20 protein-coding genes and 1 pseudogene are annotated in these 23,089 nt (G+C 71.8%); 10 read left to right on the top strand and 11 right to left on the bottom strand.

What is annotated here, in order from left to right; translation table 11 throughout:
* Nucleotides 1–13: 13 nt before the first annotated feature.
* The 3 genes from OG788_RS05760 to OG788_RS05750 all read right to left on the bottom strand — a co-directional run bounded on the left by OG788_RS05760 (nt 14) and on the right by OG788_RS05750 (nt 3,976).
* Complete coding sequence (locus tag OG788_RS05760) at nt 14–763, bottom strand: DUF4142 domain-containing protein (protein ID WP_406369378.1); 750 nt, start codon at nt 761–763, stop codon at nt 14–16.
* A 231-nt stretch (nt 764–994) separates the two neighbouring features.
* Nucleotides 995–2,368 (bottom strand): cryptochrome/photolyase family protein, encoded by a 1,374-nt coding sequence (locus tag OG788_RS05755; protein ID WP_406369377.1) that lies wholly within the window; start codon nt 2,366–2,368, stop codon nt 995–997.
* Nucleotides 2,369–2,446: 78 nt separating this feature from the next.
* Nucleotides 2,447–3,976 (bottom strand): SDR family oxidoreductase, encoded by a 1,530-nt coding sequence (locus OG788_RS05750; protein WP_406369376.1) that lies wholly within the window; start codon nt 3,974–3,976, stop codon nt 2,447–2,449.
* A 151-nt stretch (nt 3,977–4,127) separates the two neighbouring features.
* Here OG788_RS05750 and OG788_RS05745 point away from each other — a divergent pair, with 151 nt between their 5' ends.
* The 3 genes from OG788_RS05745 to OG788_RS05735 all read left to right on the top strand — a co-directional run bounded on the left by OG788_RS05745 (nt 4,128) and on the right by OG788_RS05735 (nt 7,401).
* The gene (locus tag OG788_RS05745) at nt 4,128–4,649 is read left to right on the top strand and encodes a MarR family winged helix-turn-helix transcriptional regulator (RefSeq protein ID WP_406369375.1); all 522 of its coding nucleotides are present in this window, start codon (nt 4,128–4,130) and stop codon (nt 4,647–4,649) included.
* Between the two features lie 148 nt (nt 4,650–4,797).
* Nucleotides 4,798–6,921, top strand: coding sequence for an MMPL family transporter (locus OG788_RS05740; protein WP_406369374.1), 2,124 nt, complete (start codon nt 4,798–4,800; stop codon nt 6,919–6,921).
* A gap of 312 nt (nt 6,922–7,233) precedes the next feature.
* Entirely contained in the window at nt 7,234–7,401 is a 168-nt protein-coding gene (locus OG788_RS05735; protein ID WP_266755282.1) for a hypothetical protein, read from the top strand.
* Between the two features lie 62 nt (nt 7,402–7,463).
* Here the strand turns inward: OG788_RS05735 and OG788_RS05730 are convergent, their stop codons facing one another.
* Together OG788_RS05730 and OG788_RS05725 are read right to left on the bottom strand one after the other, a co-directional pair.
* Nucleotides 7,464–9,446: a hypothetical protein gene (locus tag OG788_RS05730; protein ID WP_406369373.1), complete on the bottom strand. Its 1,983-nt coding sequence runs from the start codon at nt 9,444–9,446 to the stop codon at nt 7,464–7,466.
* 285 nt (nt 9,447–9,731) lie between these two features.
* Nucleotides 9,732–10,659, bottom strand: a pseudogene (locus OG788_RS05725) (LysR family transcriptional regulator).
* A gap of 137 nt (nt 10,660–10,796) precedes the next feature.
* Here OG788_RS05725 and OG788_RS05720 point away from each other — a divergent pair.
* The 5 genes from OG788_RS05720 (at nt 10,797) to OG788_RS05700 (ending at nt 15,249) form a co-directional block, all read left to right on the top strand.
* Entirely contained in the window at nt 10,797–10,880 is an 84-nt protein-coding gene (locus OG788_RS05720) for a putative leader peptide (protein WP_351542021.1), read from the top strand.
* 173 nt (nt 10,881–11,053) lie between these two features.
* Nucleotides 11,054–12,178 carry a dimethylsulfone monooxygenase SfnG gene (gene sfnG, locus OG788_RS05715; RefSeq protein WP_406369372.1) on the top strand — a complete coding sequence of 375 codons (1,125 nt, stop codon included), beginning with the start codon at nt 11,054–11,056 and terminating at the stop codon, nt 12,176–12,178.
* A gap of 87 nt (nt 12,179–12,265) precedes the next feature.
* On the top strand, nt 12,266–12,820 hold the full coding sequence (ssuE, locus tag OG788_RS05710; RefSeq protein WP_351541931.1) for an NADPH-dependent FMN reductase: 555 nt from the start codon (nt 12,266–12,268) through the stop codon (nt 12,818–12,820).
* Nucleotides 12,821–12,824: 4 nt separating this feature from the next.
* On the top strand, nt 12,825–14,009 hold the full coding sequence (locus OG788_RS05705) for an SfnB family sulfur acquisition oxidoreductase (protein WP_406369371.1): 1,185 nt from the start codon (nt 12,825–12,827) through the stop codon (nt 14,007–14,009).
* 97 nt (nt 14,010–14,106) lie between these two features.
* The gene (locus OG788_RS05700; protein ID WP_406376677.1) at nt 14,107–15,249 is read left to right on the top strand and encodes an LLM class flavin-dependent oxidoreductase; all 1,143 of its coding nucleotides are present in this window, start codon (nt 14,107–14,109) and stop codon (nt 15,247–15,249) included.
* Here the strand turns inward: OG788_RS05700 and OG788_RS05695 are convergent.
* Nucleotides 15,239–16,303: an acyl-CoA dehydrogenase family protein gene (locus tag OG788_RS05695; RefSeq protein WP_406369370.1), complete on the bottom strand. Its 1,065-nt coding sequence runs from the start codon at nt 16,301–16,303 to the stop codon at nt 15,239–15,241. The genes OG788_RS05700 and OG788_RS05695 overlap by 11 nt on opposite strands.
* Nucleotides 16,304–16,406: 103 nt before the next feature.
* On the opposite strand from OG788_RS05695, the gene OG788_RS05690 reads away from it, so the two are divergent.
* Together OG788_RS05690 and OG788_RS05685 are read left to right on the top strand one after the other, a co-directional pair.
* Nucleotides 16,407–16,760 (top strand): YciI family protein, encoded by a 354-nt coding sequence (locus OG788_RS05690; protein ID WP_356757956.1) that lies wholly within the window; start codon nt 16,407–16,409, stop codon nt 16,758–16,760.
* The gene (locus tag OG788_RS05685) at nt 16,760–17,959 is read left to right on the top strand and encodes an RNA polymerase sigma factor (protein WP_406369369.1); all 1,200 of its coding nucleotides are present in this window, start codon (nt 16,760–16,762) and stop codon (nt 17,957–17,959) included. The genes OG788_RS05690 and OG788_RS05685 overlap by 1 nt, the downstream gene beginning before the upstream one ends.
* A gap of 99 nt (nt 17,960–18,058) precedes the next feature.
* Here OG788_RS05685 and urtE read toward each other — a convergent pair whose 3' ends face one another.
* The 5 genes from urtE to urtA all read right to left on the bottom strand — a co-directional run bounded on the left by urtE (nt 18,059) and on the right by urtA (nt 22,877).
* Nucleotides 18,059–18,751: an urea ABC transporter ATP-binding subunit UrtE gene (gene urtE / locus OG788_RS05680; RefSeq protein WP_406369368.1), complete on the bottom strand. Its 693-nt coding sequence runs from the start codon at nt 18,749–18,751 to the stop codon at nt 18,059–18,061.
* The gene (gene urtD / locus OG788_RS05675; RefSeq protein WP_406369367.1) at nt 18,751–19,554 is read right to left on the bottom strand and encodes an urea ABC transporter ATP-binding protein UrtD; all 804 of its coding nucleotides are present in this window, start codon (nt 19,552–19,554) and stop codon (nt 18,751–18,753) included. The genes urtE and urtD overlap by 1 nt, the downstream gene beginning before the upstream one ends.
* A complete protein-coding gene (gene urtC / locus OG788_RS05670) occupies nt 19,551–20,666 on the bottom strand; it encodes an urea ABC transporter permease subunit UrtC (protein ID WP_406369366.1) in 1,116 nt (371 codons plus the stop codon). Before urtC ends, urtD begins: the two co-directional genes overlap by 4 nt.
* Nucleotides 20,663–21,559, bottom strand: coding sequence for an urea ABC transporter permease subunit UrtB (urtB, locus tag OG788_RS05665; RefSeq protein ID WP_351557505.1), 897 nt, complete (start codon nt 21,557–21,559; stop codon nt 20,663–20,665). Before urtB ends, urtC begins: the two co-directional genes overlap by 4 nt.
* Before the next feature lie 61 nt (nt 21,560–21,620).
* A complete protein-coding gene (gene urtA, locus OG788_RS05660) occupies nt 21,621–22,877 on the bottom strand; it encodes an urea ABC transporter substrate-binding protein (protein WP_351557096.1) in 1,257 nt (418 codons plus the stop codon).
* Between the last annotated feature and the right edge of the window lie 212 nt (nt 22,878–23,089).

The raw sequence follows: 23,089 nt of genomic DNA, 5'->3' as shown, positions 1-23,089 counted from the left end.
TCGCCCTCGCCGATCAGCCCACCGTCGGCGTCGGTGAGGGCTTCGCGGAAACCGCTCCGCCACCCGCTCCGCCGCCCGCGGGCGGCGTCAGGACGACGACCGGCTCGCCGGGCTGCGGCGCGGGAGGCGTCAGATTGTCCTTGGGCACCTTCGGAAGGGTCGTCTCCTGGATGATCACCTGCTCGAAATCGACCAGTCCGGTCTTCTCCATCACGGTGATGTGGTCCAGCACGGTGTCGTTGGCCTGATCCGCGAGCTGACGTACCAGGGTGTTCTCGGTCGTGGCGCGGATCTTCGCGACGGTCGAGAAGATCTGTCCGTGCGTGATGCGCAGGATGTTGGCGAAGTCGGTGTCGAACTTCTTGCCGCTGTCCGCGCTCAACGTCGCCACGAAGCCCTGCTGTTGCGGGGACGGCTTGTTGGGCAGCGTGATGCCGAGCTGCGTGGCGATCTTGCGGCTCGTGTCGTCGAGCCCGGCATGCCCCGAGATCAGGTGCTCCCCCGCTGTACGGACCGCCGGTATGGTCCCCTTCTGCAGGGCCAGTTGCCCGACCGGGTACTCCCACAGTCCCGCCGCGCGCACCTTGACGACGAAGTCGCGGTCGGCCTCGGTCAGCGGCCCCGAGGACGGATTGGCGATGATGCGGGTCGAGGTGGTGGACGCGGTCGACACCCCCAGCATGGCCGGATAGGCGAGCGCGGCGAGGGTCAGGGTCAACGCGCCGGTCACGAAGAGTGTTCCCGCGTTCCGTGCAATGCGCATTGAGCAGCCTCCTGGGGGGCGGGGCGGCGCCCCGGAGCCGTTGACTCCGGTCGGCCGCGCGGTGGATCCGGTACGGACGGATCCGGTACGAGTGGTTCGGACGACCACATGTACGGTGCCGGGCCGCGAAGCAATCACCGCTCCGGGTAAAATCCCGGCAAGTTCTGCGCGGTCGCCGAGTCTCCCGAAGCACCTGGTCACGGCCGCGACGCCCGGTCACGGCGCCGAAGCTCAGTCGCGGCCCCGGGCCTTCCTGAACCGGGCCAGCCCCTCGGACAGATCGACGATCGGGTCCGGGTAGTCGAAGGCCGCGCGGTCAAGGCCCCGGAGCTTCCACGGCTCGTGCACGGCACGCCCCCCGAGCCCCGCCAACTCGGGCACCCAGCGCCGGACATATGCTCCGTCCGGGTCGTACTTCTTGGCCTGGGTCACCGGGTTCAGGACGCGGTTGGGCCGGCTGTCCGTGCCCGTTCCCGCCATCCACTGCCAGTTGAGCTGGTTGTTGGCGACATCGCCGTCCACCAGCAGGTCCAGGAAGTGCCGGGCCCCGACCCGCCAGTCCACGTACAGCGTCTTGGCCAGGAAGCTCGCGGTGAGCAGGCGGCCCCGGTTGTGCATCCAGCCCTCGTGCCGCAGCTGCCGCATCGCCGCGTCCACCACCGGATAGCCGGTCCGCCCCTCCCGCCACGCCTCGATGTCGTCCCGCGCCTCGGCGGCAGAGCGCCAACGGTCGTGCTGGGAGCGGTAGTCGGCGCCGGACGCGTTCGGCCGGGCGGCCAGCACCTGGTGGTGGAAGTCCCGCCACGCCAGCTGCCGTACGAACGCCTCGGCGCCCGGACCGCTCGCGGCGGCCGCCCGGTGGACCAGCTCGACCGGCGACAGAGTGCCGAAGTGCAGGTGGGGGGAGAGCCGGGAGGTCGCGTCGCCCGGCAGGTCGTCATGGCGGTCCTCGTACGCCCCGATCCCGCCCCGCAGCCAGGCCGTGACGCGCTTCCTGGCCTCCGTCTCACCGCCCGTGGCCAGCCCCGGCGACACTCCGGACACCTCCGAGCGGGACGGGATCTCCTCCGAGCCGACGGCCTCCGGCACCCGGACGGCCCGGGGAGCGGGGACCGCGTCCCGCAACGGCTGCCGCGCCCACTGGCGGTGATAGGGCGTGAAGACGGCGAAGTGGTCGGAGGACGCCGGGGTGACCGCGCCGGGAGCCAGTGCGGTGATCACCGTCTCGTGGACATGCAGACGGCACCCCTCCGCCTCCAGCGCGGCGCGCAGCCGCTCCTCCCGGCGGTGCGCGAAGGCGCTGACCCCCGCCGCCATGTGCACCTCGTCGGCGTCTGCCTCCGCGACCGTCTTGGCCACCTCGGCCACCACGTCGCCGGAACGCACCACGAGACGGCCGCCGCGCTCCCGCAGCCCGGCGTCCAGATCCGCCAGACAGTCGGCGAGGAAGGCCATCCGGTTGGGAACGGTGAACCCGGCCTCCACGACGGCCTCGTCGCGGACGAACAGCGGCACCACCGCGTCGGAACCGTCGAGGGCGGCACGCAGCGGCGGGTGGTCGTGCAGTCGCAGGTCCGAGGTGAACAGGACGACAGAGATGGTCATGGTGTGGCTCCGGGGCAGGTCCGCGAGGGGGCAGGGCGTCGGTCTGCTTCGGCCCGGCCGGGTCCCGCGGATGCGGGGTCAGCGGGTGAGCGCGGGTTCCTCCCGCCCGGCGGGCGCGTTCTTCACGGCGGCCTTCGCGATGTTGCGGGCCATACCGCCGAACACCACGGAGTGGAACGGCGAGACGCTCCACCAGTACAGGTGGCCGAGCAGCCCGTGCGGATGGAACAGGGCACGCTGGCGGTAGCGCGTACGCCCGTCGTCCGTCACCTCGGCGTACATCTCCAGCCAGGCCAGACCCGGCAGCCGCATCTCGGCGCGCAGCCGCAGCAGATGACCCGGCTCGATCTCCTCCACGCGCCAGAAGTCGAGCGAGTCGCCGACCCGCAGCCGGGCGGCGTCCCGGCGCCCGCGCCGCAGCCCCACCCCGCCCACCGCGCGGTCGAGCCAGCCGCGCACCGCCCAGGCCAGGGGGAAGGAGTACCAGCCGTTGTCACCGCCGATGCCCTCGATCACCCGCCACAGCGCCTCGGGCGACGCGTCCACCGTCAGCTCGCGGCGGTCGGTGTAGAGACTGCCGCCGGCCCAGTCGGGGTCGGTGGGCAGCGGATCACTGGACGTCCCCGGATACGAGGCCGACGACCAGCGCGTGGTCACCTGGGCGTCACGCACCCGCTGGAGCGCCAGGGACACCGACGCGTCGAAGCCGATCGGCCGTCCCGGGGGATCGGGGACGTACCGGACGATGTCGTGCTCGCGGCACACGACCTCGTGGCGCAGCGACTCGGTGAGCGGCCGCGCGATGGACGCGGGCACCGGGGTGACCAGTCCGACCCAGTGACTGGACAGCCGGGGCGTGAGCACCGGCACCGGGAAGATGAGTCTGCGGGGCAGCCCGGCGATGGCCGCGTACCGCCGCATCATCTCCAGGTAGGTGAGGACCTCGGGGCCGCCGATGTCGAAGGCGCGGTTGACCTCCGCGGGCATCCGGGCGCTGCCGACCAGGGTGCGCAGCACATCGCGTACGCCCATCGGCTGGATCCGGGTGTGCACCCAGCTCGGCGTCACCATCACCGGCAGCCGCTCGGTCAGATAGCGCAGCATCTCGAACGAGGCCGAGCCGGAGCCGATGATCACCGCGGCGCGCAGCACGGTGGTCGGTACCCCCGACTCCATCAGGATGCGGCCCACCTCGGCCCGCGACCTGAGGTGCGGTGACAACTCCGCCTCCGGTACGCCCGCAGGGGTGAGGCCGCCCAGGTAGACGATGCGCCGCACACCCGCCGCGCGGGCCTGCTCGCCGAAGATCCGGGCCGCCCTGCGGTCGGTCTCCTCGAAGTCGTGACCCGTGCCGAGCGCGTGCACGAGGTAGTAGGCGACCTCGCACCCGTCCATCGCGTCGGCGACGGAAGCGGCGTCCGTGACGTCTCCGCGCACCACCTCCGCCTCGCCCGCCCAGGGGTAGTCGCGCAGTTTGGCGGGGGAGCGGGCCAGACAGCGCACCCGGTACCCCTCGGCCAGCAGCTCGGGGACCAGCCGTCCGCCGATGTAGCCGGTCGCACCGGTCACCAGACACCTCGGTCCGGTGGGGGCGTCGTCGTCGCTCATGCATCCTCCGTCGTTCGCCGCCGTTGCCCCCGCCGTCCGCCCCCTCCTGATCCCTTCCCCGTCGGCGCCGCCCGCGGATGCGCCGAACGGGACGGCCTGGCGCGAGACGGCCGTACGAGGGACAGGCCGCGGACTTCTATAGGCTGATCGCGTGGCCAGACGAGACGACCGTGACGACCGGACGGGTGACCCGGACCCCGACCCGGGCCGGGAGCCGGAGCGCGTCCCGGTGACGGATCTCCAGGCCTTCGCGGTCCAGCTGCGCCGCATGAACGGCGAGATCAACCGGCTGGTCCACGGCTTCGCCGGGGAGCACGGTCTGCACGCCACGGACGTACAGGCGCTCGCCGCGATCCTCGACGCGCCCGAGCCGCTCACGCCCGGCCGGCTGCGCGAGCATCTCGGACTCACCTCGGGCGCGGTCACCGCGTGCCTGGACCGGCTGGAGCGCGCGGGCCACATCCGGCGCGTCCGGGAGAGTCCCGACCGCAGAGTGGTCCACCTCCACTACGTCCCGGATGCCAAGTCGGCCGCGCGCGCCCACTTCCGGCCGCTCGCCGAGGTCACCGCGAGCGTGCGGTCCGGTTTCAGCGAGGACGAACTGTCGGTGGTCCTCCGCTTCCTGACGGAGATGAACGAACACCTTTCCGGCGTGCGCTCCCCAGGACGCTGAACCCGTCCGGTCGCCGTCCGTGCATCCGGATGGGGGCCGGGTACGGAAGCGGGGGGCGTGGTCTACGATCTGGCCCAAGATATCTCAATGATTGAGATTCTTTATTATTGAGACACCTGTCCCGCCTGCCCGTGAAATCTGGAGAGCGATGTCCATCACCCCGCGACGGGCCCTGTGGCTGATCCCCGTCGTCCTGCTCGTGGCCTGGCTCGGCATCGGAGGCACCCTCGGCCCCTACGCCGGCAGACTCGGCGAGGTCGCCACCAACGACCAGGCCGCCTTCCTGCCGCGCAGCGCCGAATCCACGAAGGTGGTGGCCCAGCAGCGGGCCTTCCGACAGGACGAGACGCTGCCCGCGATCGTCGTCTGGACCGTGGACGGCGACGGTTCCGTCGCCGGGGCCCAGCGGTCCGCCGCGAGCGCTGCGCTCGCCTCGCTCACCGGCGCCCCCGGCGTGGTCGGCCGGGCGTCACCCGCCCTGCCGTCGCGGGACGGCACGGCGCTGGAGGGCGTCGTCCAGCTCAGGCCCGACCTCGGCAAGAAGCTCCCCGACGCCCTCGAGCGCGTCCGCACCGCCGCCGAACGCGTCCCGGGAACGACCGCGCAGGTCGCCGGACCCGCGGCCAGCCAGGCCGACCTCTCCGACGCCTTCGCCGGAATCGACGGCCTGCTCCTCGGGGTGGCCCTGGCGACGGTGCTCGTGATCCTGCTGCTGGTCTACCGCAGCCTGCTGCTGCCCTTCCTCATCATCCTCGGGGCCGTCTTCGCGCTGGGCCTGGCCTGCGCGATCGTCTACGTCCTCGCCGACCACGACGTCGTGCGCGTGGACGGTCAGGTGCAGGGCATCCTCTCGATCCTCGTGATCGGCGCCGCGACCGACTACGCCCTCCTGCTGACCGCCCGCTACCGCGAGGAACTCGCCCTGCGCAGCGACCGGTTCACGGCCGTCCGGGCCGCGCTGCGGCAGTCCTGGGGCGCGATCGTCGCCAGCGCCGGAACCGTCGCCCTCGGACTGCTCGCGCTGCTGCTCAGTGACCTGACGAACAACCGGGCGCTCGGCCCCGTGGGCGCCATCGGCGTCGTCTGCGCCGTCCTGAGCACGCTCACCTTCCTGCCCGCCGTCCTGGTGCTGCTCGGCCGCGCCGCCTACTGGCCCGCGGGACCCCGCCCGGCGGGGAACCCGCGGACGGGCAGCGGCATCTGGAACCGGGTCGCGGATCTGGTGGACCGCGCGCCGCGCAAGGTCTGGGCGATCGCCCTGGCCGGGCTCCTGGCCTGCGCCGCCTTCGCGCCCACCCTCACCGCGAAGGGCGTCCCCCTCGACGAGATCTTCGTCAACGACGCGCCGTCCGTCGCCGCGCAGGAGACCCTCGGACGCCACTTCCCCGGCGGTTCCGGGAACCCCGCCGTGATCATCGCGGACGCCGACCATGTCACGCGGGTCACGGCCGCGGCGCGCGCGACGGAGGGGGTCGCGTCGGCCGCCGCGGTGACGGCCTCCGGACTGCCCGGCGGGGGAGAGCCCCAGGCTGTCGACGGCCGGGTGCGTGTCGACGTCACCCTGCGGTCCGCCGCGGACAGCGACGCGGCCAAGGAGACCGTCGAGCGGCTGCGCCAGGCGGTGCACGCCGTGCCGGGCGCCGACGCGCTCGTCGGGGGCTACACGGCCCAGCAGTACGACACCCGGCAGACCGCCGAACGCGACCGCACGCTCATCGTGCCCGTGGTCCTCGCCATCATCCTGGTCATCCTGATCGGCCTGCTCCGCTCGCTGCTCATGCCGGTCCTGCTGGTGGCCACCGTGGCGCTCAACTTCCTCGCCACCCTGGGCATCTCGTCACTCGTGTTCCGGCACGGATTCGGCTTCACGGGCACCGACGCGTCCGTGCCGCTGTACGGCTTCGTGTTCCTGGTGGCCCTCGGAGTCGACTACAACATCTTCCTGATGTCCCGGGTCCGTGAGGAGTCGCTGCTCCACGGGGTGCGCCGGGGAGTGCTGCGCGGACTCGTCGCCACCGGCGGAGTGATCACCTCGGCGGGCGTGGTGCTGGCCGCGACTTTCGCCGCCCTCGGCGTGATTCCGTTGGCCTTCCTCGTGCAGATCGCCTTCATCGTCGCCTTCGGCGTCCTGCTCGACACCCTGGTGGTCCGCTCCTTGCTGGTGCCCGCCCTCGTCCGCGACATCGGCCGCCGCGCCTGGTGGCCGGGGAGGCTGAGCCGAGAACCGGAGCCCGACCCCGTGCCCCACGGGGTCGAGCGCGTCAAGGTGTGAGAGGGCCGGGTCACGGGAGCGGATGCGAGAGGCCCGAGCGCGACTGGCCCACGTGTGCCTGGGCCCGGGCAGAAGTGGGCCCGCCCGCGCGGTTTCGCGCGGGCGGGCCGCCCGTGTCCGTCGCCGAGTCCGAGTCCGAGTCCGAGTCCGAGTACAAGTCCGCGTCCGCGTCCGCGTCCATGTACGCGTCCATGTACGGCGCTGCCGAAGGACGGTGAACGGACCTGACATGTCTCGGAGAAACCCGGGCAAGCGGATTCCACGGGACTCGTCGCTCCGGGTCCGAGGTCAGAGCTGGAGGTGTCTGCCGCCATGGGCACAAAGGTGCTGGAACGATTTCCCGCAGGGGCTCCGCGTGGATCCTGGACCGCGGAGGAGTACGCGGCACGACGCCGGACCGAGGGACTGGCGGCGACGGTCGTGATGGACCTGAAGTCGGACGCCTTCCTCGTGGTCGTCCCGATCGGCGAAGAGGACTGATTCCGCGTCTCCGTCCCGCTCGGGGACGCGGACCGAGGCGGACCGCGCGCGGTCGGGTCGGCTCATCGGCTCGCCCCGCCGCCGACCGGGGCCAGTGGCGCGCCGTTCACCAGACGGGCCGTCACGCCGGGACGGGCGTCCTCCGGGGCCCGCACGGCGAGCGTACGGCCGTCCGTCCGGGCCGTGACGGCGCCGCTCACCTCGATACGGGTGACGGCCCGGCTGCCGGCGGCGAGCAGATACCAGTGACCCGCGCGTGAACGCCAGTGGGTGTCGGCCACCACATGCTGGCCGAACCGGCCGCAGGCCGCGGTGGACCCGGCCCGCGCGACCTCCCGAGCGGGTGCGGAGGGCGAGGAGGCGGGGGCGCGCAACAGCACCCGCACCTCGCCGGGACCGCGCCACGTGGCGGCCCGGGTGCACACCCACACGGCGTGTCCGCCCTTCTCCGGCAGATCCTGCTCGGCGAAGTCCCAGGCGTTGACAGCCCGGACCCCGGCGCCGCGCAGCCGATCCAGCCCGCACGCCAGGTGTGCCCAGGCGACCAGCGCGGCCGGGCCGGTCGCCTCCCTGGGCTGCCGCGCCGGAGGAGTCCCGTGCCCGGGCAGCGGTGTGTACGTCAGATGGACCGGCGACAACTCGCCCAGGTCGGTCAGCAGGAACGCGTGCTTCTCCGCGATGCGTTCCGAGGAGCGCAGCTGGAGCACCGGCCGACGGTCGCAGGCCGCGCCCGCGGCCGGGGTGGCGAGCGGCGCGGTGACCCCGTCCCGGGCGACGTCGACCGGCCGGGACGGAGAGTCGGGACGCGTCAGGTCGCGCGTCCGTGCCTCGGCGATCCAGGGGGCGAGGAGAAACCTCGTCACCCGGGCGCCGCGCCCGACGACCAGGGCGGCGGCGGTCGTCACATCCGCGTCGTCGGTCCGCGCGAGGGCGAGGGCGCCGTGCCCCGGCGCGTCGAGCGGCTCGCTGTAGCGCACCACGCGTAGGCCGTCGTGCAGCAGGACCACGGCGTCGCCGTCCACGTTCCCCGCGTAGAGGAGCTGGGGCGCGTGCGTCGGCGCGTCCATGGGGGTACCCGCCGTCGTGGTCACGTGCCCGGCGCGGGCCGGCCGGGCCCAGCCGGACAGGGCCCGGGCGAGCAGCTCCGGATCGTCGGCGCGGGCGCCACGCGCCGGCCAGGCGGTGAAGTCGACCCGCGCGGTGTCGGCCCAGGAGTCCCGGGGCGTGCGCACGAGGTCCGCGGGGCCGGGCAGGGTCGCGCCCGCGGGGGTGTCGCCGGCCGACGGCGGCGCGGAACCCGGGGCGGAGACCGCCAGCAGCACCCCGGTGAACACGAGGGCGGACAGCGCGCCCCACAGGAAACGGACGCGGCGTCGGCGGCGCAGCAGATCGGTGGGCCCGGTCTGCACCGTGCAGGCGTCGAACTCCCGTGACCCGAGCAGCGTCTGGGTGGCCCGGCCCGCCGACTCGGCGAGCCGGGTCGCGGCCCCTAGAGCGCCCTCGGGGTCGGCGACCCCGGCGGCGCGGAGGAGCGTCGCGATCGCCGCATCGGTTCGTTCGTCCACGCTGCGCAGGACGAAGGCGGCGCGCGCGGCGGCTGTCGAACCCGCCAGAGCCCGGCCCAGCGCGAGGTCGTCCGCACCGCCCGCGCGCGGGAACAGCCGCAACCCCCATACGACGGGCAGTACGGGCAGCAGGGTGCGGGGTGGCGGCAGCCGGTGGGGCCAGCCGCGCGGCGGACGCCCGTACGCGATCGCCGAGCGCAGGACATGGCCGCGCAGCCGGTCCTTCTGCGTGACGGAGGGGCGGCCGGTGCCGCGCGGTTTCGGCAGGCGAGGCCCGGGGTCCCGCTCGCGGGAGCCCGGCAGTGAGCGCTGCACGAGCGAATGGGCCAGGAGGATGCGCCGGTGCTTGCTCAGCGAGGGAGGCAGTGTGAGGTACGCGAGCCGCACCAGAGCGCCGTACTCCTCGAAGAGGGCGGTCTCGGCCCGGTCGAGCGCGGTCCTGCCGCGGCGGGCCGATCGCGGAAGCGAGGGGATGGGCATGGAACGAATGCCTTCCGAAGGAACTGACGTCGTGTCACGCCGATCCGTCAAACGAGTGACTCTTCGGATGGTCACAGGACGGGGCCGTGCCGGGGCCCGGAGCGGTCATCTGGTCGAGGTCCGGAGCGCGGGTCCCGTTCGGTCGGGTGAGAGAGGTTCCCGCCGGGGCCGGGACGCACGTCTCGCCGGGGTCCGGAGTACGGCTGCCGCCGGGGCCCGGAGCAGGGCGCTCGGCGGGGCGTGCCCCAGGGCCGGTTGCCCGCGGTTGCCTTTCCGCGCCCGCGATCACGCCCCGGACGTCAGCGCGCCGCCGAGCTCCCCGGCCCTGCGGACGAACGCCTCGTGCAGGTCCTGGGCCGCTCGCGGTACCGCGTCGGCCCGTCGGCGCCGCAGTATCAGCAGGACCCGTGTCGTCTCGTCGGTGAGCGGCCGGTGGGTGATCGCGCCGCACCTCTCCAGCGGATCGCCGATGACGCTGAAGTCGGGCAGCACGGTCGCGCCCAGTCCCTCGGCGACCATGAGCTTGCCCATCTCCGCGCCGTCGGGTGGAGTACGAGAAACCGGGGTCCCGGCCCTCCAGGAACCGGTGGACGTAGCGGTGCATGACGTACCCGGATCGCATGGCGATGAGCGGCTCATGATCGGCGAGCAGGTCCTCCGCCGACACCGACGGCAGGGAGGCCAGCGGGCTGTCCGGTCGCACACACAGCACCGGCCGTCCGCCGAGGAGCCGGGTGGACTCGAACTCCGCGGGCAGATCATCGCCGTCCAGATGGTTCACCAGGCCCAGATCGAGGCCGCCCTCGGACAGCGTGCGGTGGATCTCCGCCTGCTGGGCGCCGACCACCTCCACCTGCGTCAGCGGGTGCGACACGCGGAAAGCCCGGACCGTGGGGATGAGCAGCGGCACGGTGGCCGCGTTGACCGTGCCGACGCGGACCATCCGCCGGACGCGGTGCTGCTCGCCCGCCGCGCCGCGCAGCCGGTCCACGGCGTCCAGCACATCGACGATGTGCGGGAGCAGCTCCCGTCCCTCGGCGCTCATCCGCGCCCCCGACCGCTTGCGCTCCAGCAGGTCGACCCCCAGTTCGCGTTCCAGGTTCCGCACGGTCTCGCTCAACGCGGGCTGGGACAGGTGGAGTTCCTCGGCGGCCCGCCGCAAGGAGCCGAGCCGCGTGACCGCCGCGATGTATTCCAGCTGCTCTATTCGCACACCGGCAGAATGCCGCCGCCGCGCGAACCGGTTCAAGGGTTTCCCTGTCACGCCCTCGTGAATTGCGGCGGTCCGGGATACGAGACCGGTCCGCTGTTCCTTGACTGCCCGGGCCGGTGGCTGCGACGATCGACGACATGAAGATACGACTGGACCTCACGCGGCGACGCCACGTCGACCTCGCGCGTGTCTCCAGCTCCTTCTGTTGCCGCGAAGCCTGACGATCCCGACGGTAGGGTCCCCTTCGCACGGACCGGTCCGCCCCGGCTGATTCCCCTCGCCGCGCGCCAGGACGAACTCCCTGCCCGTCACTCGCATTTCGCAGCCCGAATTCCCGCTGAATTCCCGGGCCTTTCTTCGTCATGCCCGCGTACCGCACATCAGGAGTCGTTCCGTGTCCGCAACCGAACCCGTCCGCTTCGCCTACTGGGTGCCCAACGTCAGCGGCGGCCTGGTCACGAGCAAGATCGAACAGCGCACCGACTGGGGTTACGACTACAACCGCGAACTCGCCGTCCTCGCCGAGAACAACGGCTTCGACTACGCCCTCAGCCAGGTCCGCTACATGGCCGGCTACGGCGCCGAGTACCAGCACGAGTCGACCTCCTTCAGCCTCGCCCTGCTCCTCGCCACCGAGCGCCTGAAGGTCATCGCGGCCGTCCATCCCGGACTGTGGCATCCCGGCGTCCTCGCCAAGTTCGGCGCCACCGCCGACCACCTCTCGCACGGCCGCTTCGCCGTGAACGTCGTCAGCGGCTGGTTCAAGGCCGAGTTCACCGCACTCGGCGAACCCTGGCTGGAACACGACGAGCGGTACCGCCGATCCGAGGAATTCATCCGCGCGCTCCGCCAGATCTGGACCGAGGACCACACCGAACTGGCCGGCGACTTCTACCGGTTGCGTGACTTCTCGCTCAGGCCCAAGCCCCTGAACACCCCCGAGCGCCCGCACCCGGAGATCTTCCAGGGCGGCAACTCCACCGCCGCCCGCGCCATGGCGGGCCGTGTCTCGGACTGGTACTTCTCCAACGGCAAGGACTTCGACGGAGTCGTCGAGCAGCTCGAGGACGTCCGCGTCTCCGCCGACCGGGCCGGACGCACGCCGCCGAAGTTCGGCCTCAACGGATTCCTCATCGCCCGGGACACCGAGGCCGAGGCCCGCGCGACCCTCCGCGAGATCGTCGCGCAGGCCGACACCGAGGCCGTCGAAGGCTTCGGCGCCGCCGTGCAGCAGGCCGGAGCGTCCACCTCCGACGGCAAGGGCATGTGGCGGGACTCCAGCTTCGAGGACCTCGTCCAGTACAACGACGGCTTCCGCACGGGGCTCATCGGCACCCCGGAACAGATCGCCGAACGGATCGTCGCCTACAAGCGCCTCGGCGTCGACCTCTTCCTCCTCGGCTTCCTGCACTACCACGAGGAGGTCGAGTACTTCGGGCGCCGCGTGCTGCCCCTCGTACGCGAACTGGAGGCCCAACTGCCCGACAGGGAGAAGGAGTCCGCCGCGGCGCACGTGTGACGAGCGGTCCGCGCCCGTCTCCCCGCCCTTCCCCCCGTCCGATCCGGCAGCCCGCCCACTCAGAATCCCGCTCACGAAAGAGGACTCATGGCCACCGTCCTGTCCGTCTCCGGCAGCCCCTCCGTCTCCTCCCGCACCGCCAAACTCCTGCGGCACCTCGACACCCGGCTCGCCGCCCAGGGCCATGAGGTGATTCCCCTCGACGTCCGCACCATCCCCGCGGAGGCACTGCTCGGCGCGGACTTCCAGCACCCGGCCATCGTCGAGGCGACCGCGCTGTTCGCGCGCGCCGACGGGGTGGTCATCGGCACCCCCGTGTACAAGGCCGCCTACTCCGGCGTCCTCAAGGCCCTGCTCGACCTGCTCCCGCAGTACGCCCTGACCGGAAAGACCGTGCTGCCGCTGGTCACCGGCGGCAGCACCGCCCATGTGCTCGCTCTGGACTACGCGCTGCGCCCGGTGCTGAACTCCATGGGCGCGGCACACATCGTCCAAGGCTGGTTCACCCTCGACAAGGACATCACCACCGGGCAGGACGGGAGCGTCACCGTGGCCTCGGGCACCGCCGAGGCCCTGGCCCAGGTGGTGGACCAGTTCTCGGCCGCCCTCGGCCGTACGCCCCTGCTGGCCGCCGCGGGCTGACCTGATGACCGCCAAAGTGATCGCCGACGACGCCGAGGCCCTGGCCGTCGCCGCCGCCCTCGCCGACGACTTCCGCACCGGAGCCTCGGCGCGGGACGCCGAACGACGGCTTCCGTACGCGGAGTTGGAGCGGCTCTCCGCGTCGGGCCTGCTGGCCGTCACGGTGCCGGCCGAGCACGGCGGAGCGGACGTACGCCAGGAGACCCTGGCGGAGATCTTCCGGCTGCTGGCCTCGGCGGACGCCAGCCTCGCCCAGATCCCGCAGAACCACTTCGTGTACACGAACGTGATACGCCATCAGGGCAGCCTCGCCCAGAAGGAGTTCTTCTTCGCCGAAGTCCTGGCGGGGCGGCGTTTCGGCAACGCCCAGTCGGAGGCAGGCACTCGGCACGTCCAGGACATCCGCACCCGGCTCGAACCGCGGCCCGACGGCTCGTACCGGCTCAGCGGCGTGAAGCACTACTCCACCGGAGCGCTCTTCGCCGACTGGATCCCCGTCCTGGCCCGTGCCGAGGACGACAACCTGCACGTCGCCTATGTCCCACAGGGCGCCGACGGCGTCACGGTCGTCGACGACTGGGACGGCATGGGACAACGGACCACGGCCAGTGGCACCGTCCGTCTCGACGCCGTCGACGTGCCGGCCGACCGCGTGGTCCCGCACCATCTCACCTTCCGGGGGCCGCAACTGCACGGAGCGGTGGCGCAGTTGCTGCACGCGGCCATCGACGCCGGGATCGCGGCGGGCGCGCTCGCCGAGGCGGCGGAGTTCGTGCGCACCAAGAGCCGGCCCTGGTTCGAGAGCGGCGTGGAGACGGCGGCCGAGGATCCGTTGCTCATCCAGCGCTTCGGTGAACTCGCCCTCCAGGTGCGCGCATCCGAAGCGCTGCTCGGTGTCGCGGCCCGCGCGGTCGACACGGCTCGCGACGAGCTGACCGACACGTCGGCGGCCGAGGCATCCATCGCGGTGGCCGCCGCCAAGGCGCACACCGCCGCCACCGCCGTACTGGTGGCGGACGCCCTGTTCGAGGTGTCAGGCACCCGTGCGGCCCTGAACTCCCTCAACCTGCACCGGCATTGGCGCGACGCCCGCACCCACACCCTGCACGACCCGGCCCGCTGGAAGATCCAGCACATCGGCCGATACGTCCTGAGCGGCACCAAACCGCCGCGACACGGCCTGCTCTAGCCCCCGGGATCAGGTCCCGCTCGCCAGGAAGGGCACGTCGGCCCCCGTCCGACGGGCCTCCTCGCCCGTCATGCCCCCACGATCGGAGAACCCCGCCGTGTCCCTCACCTTCCACTGGTTCCTGCCCACCAACGGAGACAGCCGCGATGTCGTCGGCGGTGGCCACGGCACACCCGCCACCGCCTCCGGACGGGACCGGCCGCCGACGGTCGCCTACCTGAGCCAGATCGCCCGTGCCGCGGAGGACCTCGGCTTCGTCGGTGCCCTCACCCCGACGGGTGCCTGGTGCGAGGACGCGTGGCTGACCACCGCGATGGTCAGCCAGCACACCGAGCGGCTGAAGTTCCTCGTCGCCTTCCGGCCGGGCTTCGTATCGCCCACACTCGCCGCGCAGATGGCCTCCACCTTCCAGCGCCGGACCGGCGGACGGCTGCTCCTCAACGTGGTGACCGGCGGCGAGAGCCACGAGCAGCGCGCCTACGGCGACTTCCTCGACAAGGACGCCCGATACCGGCGTACGGGCGAATTCCTGCAGATCGTCCGGGACTTGTGGGACGGCAAGACCGTCGACCTGGCCGGCGAGCACCTCCGGGTCGAGGACGCCCGGCTCGCCCGGGTCCCCGACCCGGTCCCCGAGGTCTACTTCGGCGGCTCCTCGCCCGCCGCCGGTGAGGTCGCCGCCCGCCACGCCGACGTCTACCTCACCTGGGGCGAACCACCGGCCAAGGTCGCCGAGAAGATCGCCTGGATCCGCGGGCTCGCGGCGAAGGAGGGGCGGACCCTGCGGTTCGGCATCCGGCTGCACGTCATCACCCGGGACACCTCCGAACAGGCGTGGGCCGAGGCCCGCAGGCTCCTCGACGGCTTCGACCCGGACACCGTGCGGTCCGTCCAGGCAGGGCTCGCCCGCAGCGAGTCGCAGGGCCAGCAGCGGATGCTCGCGCTGCACGGCGGCGGCCGGGACGGCCTGGAGATCCACCCCAACCTCTGGGCCGGCATCGGTCTGGTGCGCGGCGGAGCCGGCACCGCCCTGGTCGGCAGCCACGAGGAGGTCGCCGAGCGGATCAGGGAGTACCACGCCCTCGGCATCGACGAGTTCGTGCTCTCCGGCTACCCCCACCTGGAAGAGGCCTACTGGTTCGGCGAGGGCGTCCTGCCCCGACTCGCCGAGCGGGGCCTGTGGCAGCACCCGTTCGCGGCCCCACCGGCCCCGGCCCCGCAGGTGCCCTTCACCGGCTGAGCGGACCGGGCGACCCCAGCGACCCCAGGTGCGCGGCGCGCACCTGGGCCGTCTGCCCCTGCACCAGCAGGAACATCCCCTCCCGCGCCAGCCGCTGTGCCGGGCTGCGCACGTCCATCGCCCGTCCGCCCCCGGCAACCACCGCCGCGGTGGTGGCCGCGCGCATCACGTCGTACGCCCGTGTCTTGCACACCAGCCGCTCCTCGATCCGCTCCGTCGGCACCGGGTGGTCGGCGAGGTCGTACGCCTGCCGCCTGACGGCGTCGAGGCGCGCCCGCAGTCTGCCCGCGGTCTCCTTCGCGGAGGGATCTTCCTCCAGCAGGCCGATCGCCGTCTCCGTCACACCGAACACGGCCGGTGAGGCATTGGTGTTCTTGGGGCGGTCGGTGACCGCCCAGGACTCGTACGGGGTGCGCAGCGCCACCGCTTCCTCGGGCAGCCACAGCCCGTCCAGTTCCAGCGAGACCGTCCGGGACGCCGTGAGCGCGGCCAGCCGCATCGGCGGGGAGGGGCGCAGTCCCGGCTGTTCGCGCGCCTCGGTGAACGCGAAGAGTGCCTCGTCCGCGTCCGTCACGCCCGCGAGCAGCATGACGTCGTTCAGCCCCCAGCCCGTGTACCAGGGGACCCTCCCGTCGAAGCGCCAGCCGCCGCGCTCGCGGGTGACCCGCACCGGGACCCGCGGGTGGGCGCGCAACTGGGCGTACGCGACGCCGGACAGCAGTTCTCCGCGCGCGAGGGGACCGAGCAGGCGCTCCCGCACCGGAAGGTCACTCCTCGCCAGGGTCGTCACCGGCGTGTGGTGCTGTGTCTGCACGAACCACGTCGAGCAGCAGGCCCCGGCCAGGATCTCCGCCGTCTCCCGGACCACCGCGGCGGGCGCCGCCGACCCGCCGTACGCGAGCGGGGCGGCGATCCCGAGCAGACCCGACCGCTTGACCGCCTCGACGCTGCTCGCGGGCATGCCGTCCTGGTCCACGCGCTCCGCCCGGGGCGCCAGCACCTCGGTCGCCAGCCTCCGGGCCGCGGTGACGAGCGGATGCGGTGGAATGGTCATCGAAGGATTCTCCCGCTGTCGTCGTGGCGTGTGTCGATCCGGCGCCCTCTCGTTCGTGTAGTCAGTGAGACGCCGGGTGAACGACCACCGAGGAGGACACATCATGAAGTACTACCTGCTGAGCGTGATGCAGCCGCAGGGCGAACCGCCCGCGCCCGAGGTCCTGGAAGAGATCATGCACAATCTCGACGTGTTCCACGCGGAGCTGCGCGAGGCCGGAGCCTGGGTCTTCGCCGGCGGACTGCACGGGCCGGACACGGCCACCGTGCTGCGGGCCCAGGACGGTGACGTGCTGGTCACCGACGGGCCGTACACCGAGAGCAAGGAGTACCTGGGCGGGATCTGTCTGATCAAGGCGCCCGACCTCGACGCGGCGCTCACATGGGGGCGCAAGGCGACGGTGGCGACCACGCTTCCCATCGAGGTGAGGCCGTTCCTGCACGAGGCCGAGGACTGATGTCCGTCGGCGGAGCCGGGATCGAGGCCGTCTTCCGCGCCGAGTACGGCCGGGCGGTCGCCGTCCTCATCCGCTTCCTGGGCGACATCGACCTCGCCGAGGAAGCGGTCCAGGACGCGTTCACCACGGCCGTGGCGAAGTGGCCGGAGACCGGCGTACCGCCGAGCCCGGCCGGCTGGATCATCACGACCGCCCGCAACCGGGCCGTCGACCGGCTGCGCCGCGAGTCCACCCGCGCGGCCCGGCACGCCGAAGCGGCCCGGCTGCACGCCCCGGACGAACCCGTGGAGGAGGGCCCCGTGCGCGACGACCGGCTCCGTCTGATCTTCACCTGCTGCCACCCCGCGCTCGCCCCGCAGGCACAGGTCGCCCTCACCCTGCGGCTCCTCGGAGGCCTGACCACCCCGCAGATCGCCCGCGCCTTCCTCGTCCCCGAATCGACCATGGCCCAGCGGATCGTCCGCGCCAAGGCCAAGATCCGCGACGCGGGCATCCCCTACCGCATCCCGCGCGACGCCGACCTGCCGGACCGCGTCAGGGGTGTGCTGGCCGTCGTCTACCTCGTCTTCAACGAGGGGTACGGCGGCCGCGAGGACCTCTGCGCCGAGGCCGTGCGCCTCGGACGGCTCCTCGTCGAGCTCATGCCGGACGAACCCGAAGCCCTCGGCCTGCTCGCGCTGATGCTGCTCATCGAGGCCCGCCGGCCGGCCCGCGCGACGGCGGACGGCGACCTGGTCCTCCTCGCCGACCAGGACCGTACGCGGTGGGACCCGGACCTGATCACCGAGGGGCAGACCCTCGTACGCCGCTGTCTGCGCCGCAACCGGCCGGGGCCGTACCAGATCCAGGCGGCCGTCAACGCCGTCCACAGCGACGCGCCGACCGCGGCCGCCACCGACTGGGGCCAGATCCGCCGGCTGTACGACCAGCTCATGGACCTCGCCCCCAGCCCGGTCGTGGCCCTCAACCGAGCCGTCGCCGTGGCCGAGGTCGAGGGACCGGAGACCGCCCTCGCCGTCGTCGACAAGCTCGACCTCGACGGGTACCACGCCTTCCACGCCGTACGGGCGGACCTGCTGCGCCGGCTCGGACGGCACACCGAGGCCGTACAGGCGTACGACGCCGCCATCACGCTGTCCGTGAGCGCGCCGGAACGCGCTCACCTCGAACGGGCCCGAGCATCCCTCGCGGAGACCTGACGGCCGCGGCCGTACGCAACGTCTTCCTCCCTGCACTGATCGATCGGACAACCTGGCCGACCTCGCCGACCGTCGGCGTTCCGACGGACCGCACGCGGGTCACACGCTGAGCGCCTCCCGCACCGCCCGTTCGGCGTCCCGGCCGCCCTCGCCCGACGACGTGACCCGGCCCGCCTCCAGGACGTAGTAGCGCCGCGCCGCCCGCATCGCGAAGCCGACGTGCTGCTCGACCAGGAGCACCGACAGACCGCCCCGGGCGGCCAGGGCGAGGATCGTCTCCTCGATCTCGGCCACCACCGACGGCTGGATGCCCTCGGTCGGCTCGTCCAGGAGGAGAACCCGAGGCTCCGTCACCAGGGCCCGTGCGAGGGCCAGTTGCTGACGCTGGCCCCCCGAGAGCAGCCCCGCGCGGCGGCCCGACAGGGCCCGCAACGCCGGGAACAGGTCCAGCGCCTCGGCGATCGCCGCCCTGCCGCGGCGCCGCCCGTCCGCGACCAACTGGAGATTCTCGGCCGTCGTGAGGTGCGGGAAGGCCTGCTGACCCTGCGGGACGTACGCCATGCCGCGCGCCACCCGCTCATGGGGCCTCAGACGGGTGATGTCCTCGCCGTCCAGGCGGACCGAGCCGCTCCGCGGGCCGAGCAGTCCGACGGCGGCCCGCAGCAGGGTGCTCTTGCCCGCGCCGTTGTGCCCGAGCACCGCCGCCACCCCGTCCCTCGGCACCTCGACGGAGACACCGTGCAGGACGAGACTGCGGTGGTAGCCGACGTGGACGGTGTCGATCTCCAGCATCACGCCTCCTGAGCGGCGGTCGGTCCGGGCACGGTCGCCGTGGTGTCCTCGGCTGCCGCGTGCCCGAGATACACCTGCTGCACCTTCGGGTCGGCCTGCACCTCGGCCACCGTCCCCTCGCTGAGCACCCGGCCCGCGTGCAGCACACTGACGCTGCGCGCGAAGGAGCGCATGAAGTCCATGTCGTGCTCGATCACGACGACGGTCCGCTCCCGGCTGATGCGCTCCAACAGCTCGCCGGTGGCCTGCCGTTCGTCATGGCTCATGCCCGCGACCGGCTCGTCGAGCAGCAGCAGCCGGACGTCCTGCACGAGCAGCATGCCGATCTCCAGCCACTGCTTCTGCCCGTGCGCGAGCGTGCCGGCCGGGCTGTCGGCGCGGCCGGTCAGACCCACCGTCTCCAGGGCACGCGCCACGGGCTCGGGCACACCCCTGCGGCGCCGCAGCATCGTCAGCGCGCCCCGCCCGGCACCCGCCGCGATGTCAAGATTCTGAAGGACCGTCAACTCCTCGAAGACGGTGGCCGTCTGGAAGGTGCGGCCGATCCCCGAGCGCGCGATGCGGTGCACGCTCCGGCCGAGGATGTCGGCGCCCGCGAACCGCACCGATCCCGTCGCCCTCACCAGTCCGGTGACCGCGTCGACCAGCGTCGTCTTGCCCGCGCCGTTCGGCCCGATCAGGAAGCGCAGATCACCGGGTCGCACGTCGAGATCCACCCCGTCGACGGCGGTGAAGCCGTCGAACGTCACCCGCAGCCGGCGTATCTCCAGCCCCGCGGGCCCACTGTCCGTAAACTCCGTCATGCCGTGTCTCCAGCGAGTCCTCGGTTCGCCCGGCGCCGCCGCACGATGCCGGCCAGCGAGGCGAGTCCGCCCGGCAGGAACGCCAGGGCGACGATGAACAGCAGCCCCTGGAAGTAGGTCCAGGCCGCGGGGAACTCCTCCGACAGGGCCGTCCTGGCCCAGGCGACGCCGATCGCCCCGAGCACCGCGCCCACCAGGCTGGCGCGGCCGCCGACCGCGGCGCCGATGACGAGTTCGATGGACGGCACGATGCCGACCAGCGCGGGGGAGATGATGCCGACGGCCGGCACGAACAGCGCGCCCGCGAGTCCGGCCATGCCGGCCGCGACGACGTACGCGACGAGCTTCACGTTCGCCGGGTCGTACCCGAGGAATCGCACCCGCTCCTCCGAGTCCCGTACGGCGACGAGGAGTTCGCCGTAGCGGCTGTGCATCAGCTGACGGGCCAGCGCGATCAGCAGGAGCAGCACCGCGGCGATGACGAAGTACACCATCCGCTGGTTGACCGGGTCGTTCAGGTCGTAGCCGAAGAAGCCCTGGATGTCGGTCAGCCCGTTGGTGCCGCCCGTCGTCTCCTGCTGGCCGATCAGCCAGATCGCGAAGGCCGCGGCGAGCGCCTGGCTGAGGATCGCGAAGTAGGCGCCCTTGACCCGGCGCCGGAAGATGAACGAGCCGAGGATCGCGGCGACGACCATCGGCAGCAGGACCGTCGCGGCGATCGCGAACACCGGATTCGCGAACGGCCGCCACCACCAGGGGAGTTCGGTGGCGGACCCGTACAACTGCATGAAGTCGGGGAGGTTGCCGGGCCCCGCGTCCGCGATCTTCAGGTGCATGGCCATGGCATAGCCGCCGAGCCCGAAGAACACCCCTTGGCCGAGTGTCAGCAGTCCGCCCCGCCCCCAGGCCAGACAGATGCCGACCGCGACCATGGCCGTGCACAGATACTTGGCGAGCAGCCCGAGCCGGAAGTCGGACAGGGCGAGCGGGGCGACGGCGAAGAGCGCGACGCCGGCGGCGACGAAGCCCGCTGCGGGCCGAGCCGCCTCGAACCGGCGCCGTGGGCCGGGCCGTTGCTCCGCCTTCGGGGCGAGGGGAGTGGTGGTGGTCAAACGAGGCTCCTGGTGCGCAGCGTGTACAGGCCTTGCGGCCGCCACTGGAGGAACGCGACGATGGCCACGAGGACCAGCACCTTCGCGACGCTGACGGTGGTGGAGTACTCCAGGACCGACTGCAGCGCGCCCAGCACGAAGGCCACGATCACGCTGCCCTTGAGCTGCCCGATGCCGCCGACCACGATCACCAGGAAGGCGTCGATGATGACGTTGGTGCCCATCGTCGGCCCGATCGGGCCGACGAGTGTCAGCGCGACCCCGGCGACCCCGGCGAGCCCGGAGCCGATGAAGAAGGCGGTGCGGTCCACGCGGCCGGTGGAGATGCCGGACACCTCCGCCAGGTCCCGGTTCTGTACGACCGCGCGGATACGCCGCCCGAGCGGGGTCAGCCGCAGCGTCAGGGACAGCGCCACGACCGCCGCGATCGCCAGCCCGAGAATGAACAGCCGGCTGTTGGCGAACGTGAGCGGGTCGTCGCCTCCGATGACCGTGATGTTCCCGGTGAGGACATCGGGTGCGCGGGTCTGCACATTCGGCGCTCCGAAAATGTCACGGGCGAGCTGTTGAAGCATCAGCGAGACACCCCATGTGACAAGAAGGGTGTCGAGGGGACGGAGGTAAAGGCGGCGAATCAACAGCCATTCCAGCAGCGCGCCGAGCGTCCCCGACACAAGAAATGCCACGGGCAGCGCGACGATGAGTGAAATTCCTGCGTCGGAAATGGACTTCTGCAGTACGTACGTGGTGTAGGCGCCGGCCATGATGAACTCGCCGTGGGCCATGTTGATGACATTCATCTGGCCGAAGGTGAGCGAGAGGCCGAGCGCGATGAGGAGCAGGACGGCACCGATGCTGACGCCGGTGAACAACTGCCCGAGGATCACGGTCATGCGGCGGCTCCGGGGAGTCGGGACGCGGGGCCTGTGCGCACAGGCCCCGCGCGACGGGTGATCAGGAGAGGCCGGAGGCCCAGTCGTAACCCTTCAGGTAGGGATCCGGCTCGATCGGCTTGCCGGAGTCCCAGACCTGCTTGATCAGCCCGTCGGAGCCGATCTTGCCGATGCGGGCGGTCTTGTAGATGTGCTGGGTCGGGCCGTCCACGGTGACCTTGCCCTCCGGCGCGTCGAAGGTGATGCCGTCGGAGGCCGCCTTGACCTTCTCGGGGTCGAACGACTTCGCCTTCTCGACCATCGCCTTCCACAGGTAGACCGAGGTGTACGCGGCCTCCATCGGGTCACTGGTCGGCTTGTCCTGGCCGTACTTGGCCTTGTAGGCCTTCACGAACTCGGTGTTCGCGGCCCCCGGGGTGGTCTGGTAGTAGTTCCAGGCGGTCAACTGGCCCGCCAGGTACTGCGCCCCGATCGACTTGACCTCCTCCTCGGCGATCGACACCGAGACCACCGGCATCCCCTTGGCGGTGAGCCCGGCGGACTTGTACTCCTTGAAGAACGCCACGTTCGAGTCGCCGTTGAGGGTGTTGAAGACCGCGTCCGCCTTCGAGGCCTTCACCTTGTTGGCGATCGTGCTGAACTCCGTGGAGCCGAGCGGCGCGTAGTCCTCGCCGAGCACCGTCATGCCGTTGGCCTTCGCGTACGCCTTGATCTCCTTGTTGGCGGTGCGCGGGAAGACGTAGTCGCTGCCGACCAGGTAGATCCGCTTCTTGCCCTGGGACTTGAGGTAGTCGAGGGCCGGGATGATCTGCTGGTTGGTGGTGGCGCCGGTGTAGAAGATGTACGGGGACTGCTCGAGGCCCTCGTACTGCACGGGGTAGAAGAGCAGCGACTTGTTCTTCTCGAAGACCGGTTTGACGGCCTTGCGGCTCGCGGAGGTCCAGCAGCCGAACGTGGCCGCCACCCGGTCCTCCCTGATCAGCTTGCTCGCCTTCTCGGCGAACGTCGGCCAGTCGGAGGCGCCGTCCTCGCTGATCGGCTTGATCTGCTTGCCGAGCACTCCGCCCGAGGCGTTGATCTCGCCGATGGCCAGTTTCAGCGAGTCGCGCACGGTGACCTCGCTGATCGCCATCGTGCCCGACAGTGAGTTGAGCAGGCCCACCTTGACGGTGTCGCCGCTCACGTCCGCCTTCGCGGCCTTGTCGGACGTACCGCCCGCGTCGGTCTTGGCGCCGCACGCGGAGAGTGCGACGACGGTCGCGAGCGCGGCGGCACCGGCTGCGATCCGGCGTCGGAGAATTCGGGAACCGCTGGACAATAGAACCCCCTCGGGCTGTGGAGGATACGACCTCCTGGAGTGCGGTCCACAGCCTCAAGTCACGCTGTTTCCAAGGTGTTTCGCGGTACTTTCCCGGCCGTATCTTCCCGCTCTCATGACGGATTCGTCGGCGGGACGACCAGGCAACAAAAAATGCCCGGGGCGGAATTCGGCATCCGAATTCATGACACGCCCAAGGCATTCTGATTACT

This window comes from Streptomyces sp. NBC_00647 (assembly GCF_045207245.1).
Taxonomy (GTDB): domain Bacteria; phylum Actinomycetota; class Actinomycetes; order Streptomycetales; family Streptomycetaceae; genus Streptomyces.
Note: the sequence above shows the minus strand (reverse complement) of the source record. Positions and strands in the feature narration are given on the sequence as shown.

What these genes read in the sequence shown, in the direction of transcription:
- OG788_RS05755 (WP_406369377.1), bottom strand. Translation starts at nt 2,368, where the DNA reads ATGACCATCTCTGTCGTCCTGTTCACCTCGGACCTGCGACTGCACGAC.
- OG788_RS05740 (WP_406369374.1), top strand. Translation starts at nt 4,798, where the DNA reads ATGTCCATCACCCCGCGACGGGCCCTGTGGCTGATCCCCGTCGTCCTG.
- OG788_RS05760 (WP_406369378.1), bottom strand. Translation starts at nt 763, where the DNA reads ATGCGCATTGCACGGAACGCGGGAACACTCTTCGTGACCGGCGCGTTG.
- OG788_RS05705 (WP_406369371.1), top strand. Translation starts at nt 12,825, where the DNA reads ATGACCGCCAAAGTGATCGCCGACGACGCCGAGGCCCTGGCCGTCGCC.
- OG788_RS05720 (WP_351542021.1), top strand. Translation starts at nt 10,797, where the DNA reads ATGAAGATACGACTGGACCTCACGCGGCGACGCCACGTCGACCTCGCG.
- urtB (WP_351557505.1), bottom strand. Translation starts at nt 21,559, where the DNA reads ATGACCGTGATCCTCGGGCAGTTGTTCACCGGCGTCAGCATCGGTGCC.
- urtD (WP_406369367.1), bottom strand. Translation starts at nt 19,554, where the DNA reads ATGACGGAGTTTACGGACAGTGGGCCCGCGGGGCTGGAGATACGCCGG.
- OG788_RS05750 (WP_406369376.1), bottom strand. Translation starts at nt 3,976, where the DNA reads ATGAGCGACGACGACGCCCCCACCGGACCGAGGTGTCTGGTGACCGGT.
- OG788_RS05695 (WP_406369370.1), bottom strand. Translation starts at nt 16,303, where the DNA reads ATGACCATTCCACCGCATCCGCTCGTCACCGCGGCCCGGAGGCTGGCG.
- OG788_RS05690 (WP_356757956.1), top strand. Translation starts at nt 16,407, where the DNA reads ATGAAGTACTACCTGCTGAGCGTGATGCAGCCGCAGGGCGAACCGCCC.
- OG788_RS05735 (WP_266755282.1), top strand. Translation starts at nt 7,234, where the DNA reads ATGGGCACAAAGGTGCTGGAACGATTTCCCGCAGGGGCTCCGCGTGGA.
- OG788_RS05730 (WP_406369373.1), bottom strand. Translation starts at nt 9,446, where the DNA reads ATGCCCATCCCCTCGCTTCCGCGATCGGCCCGCCGCGGCAGGACCGCG.
- urtE (WP_406369368.1), bottom strand. Translation starts at nt 18,751, where the DNA reads ATGCTGGAGATCGACACCGTCCACGTCGGCTACCACCGCAGTCTCGTC.
- ssuE (WP_351541931.1), top strand. Translation starts at nt 12,266, where the DNA reads ATGGCCACCGTCCTGTCCGTCTCCGGCAGCCCCTCCGTCTCCTCCCGC.
- OG788_RS05685 (WP_406369369.1), top strand. Translation starts at nt 16,760, where the DNA reads ATGTCCGTCGGCGGAGCCGGGATCGAGGCCGTCTTCCGCGCCGAGTAC.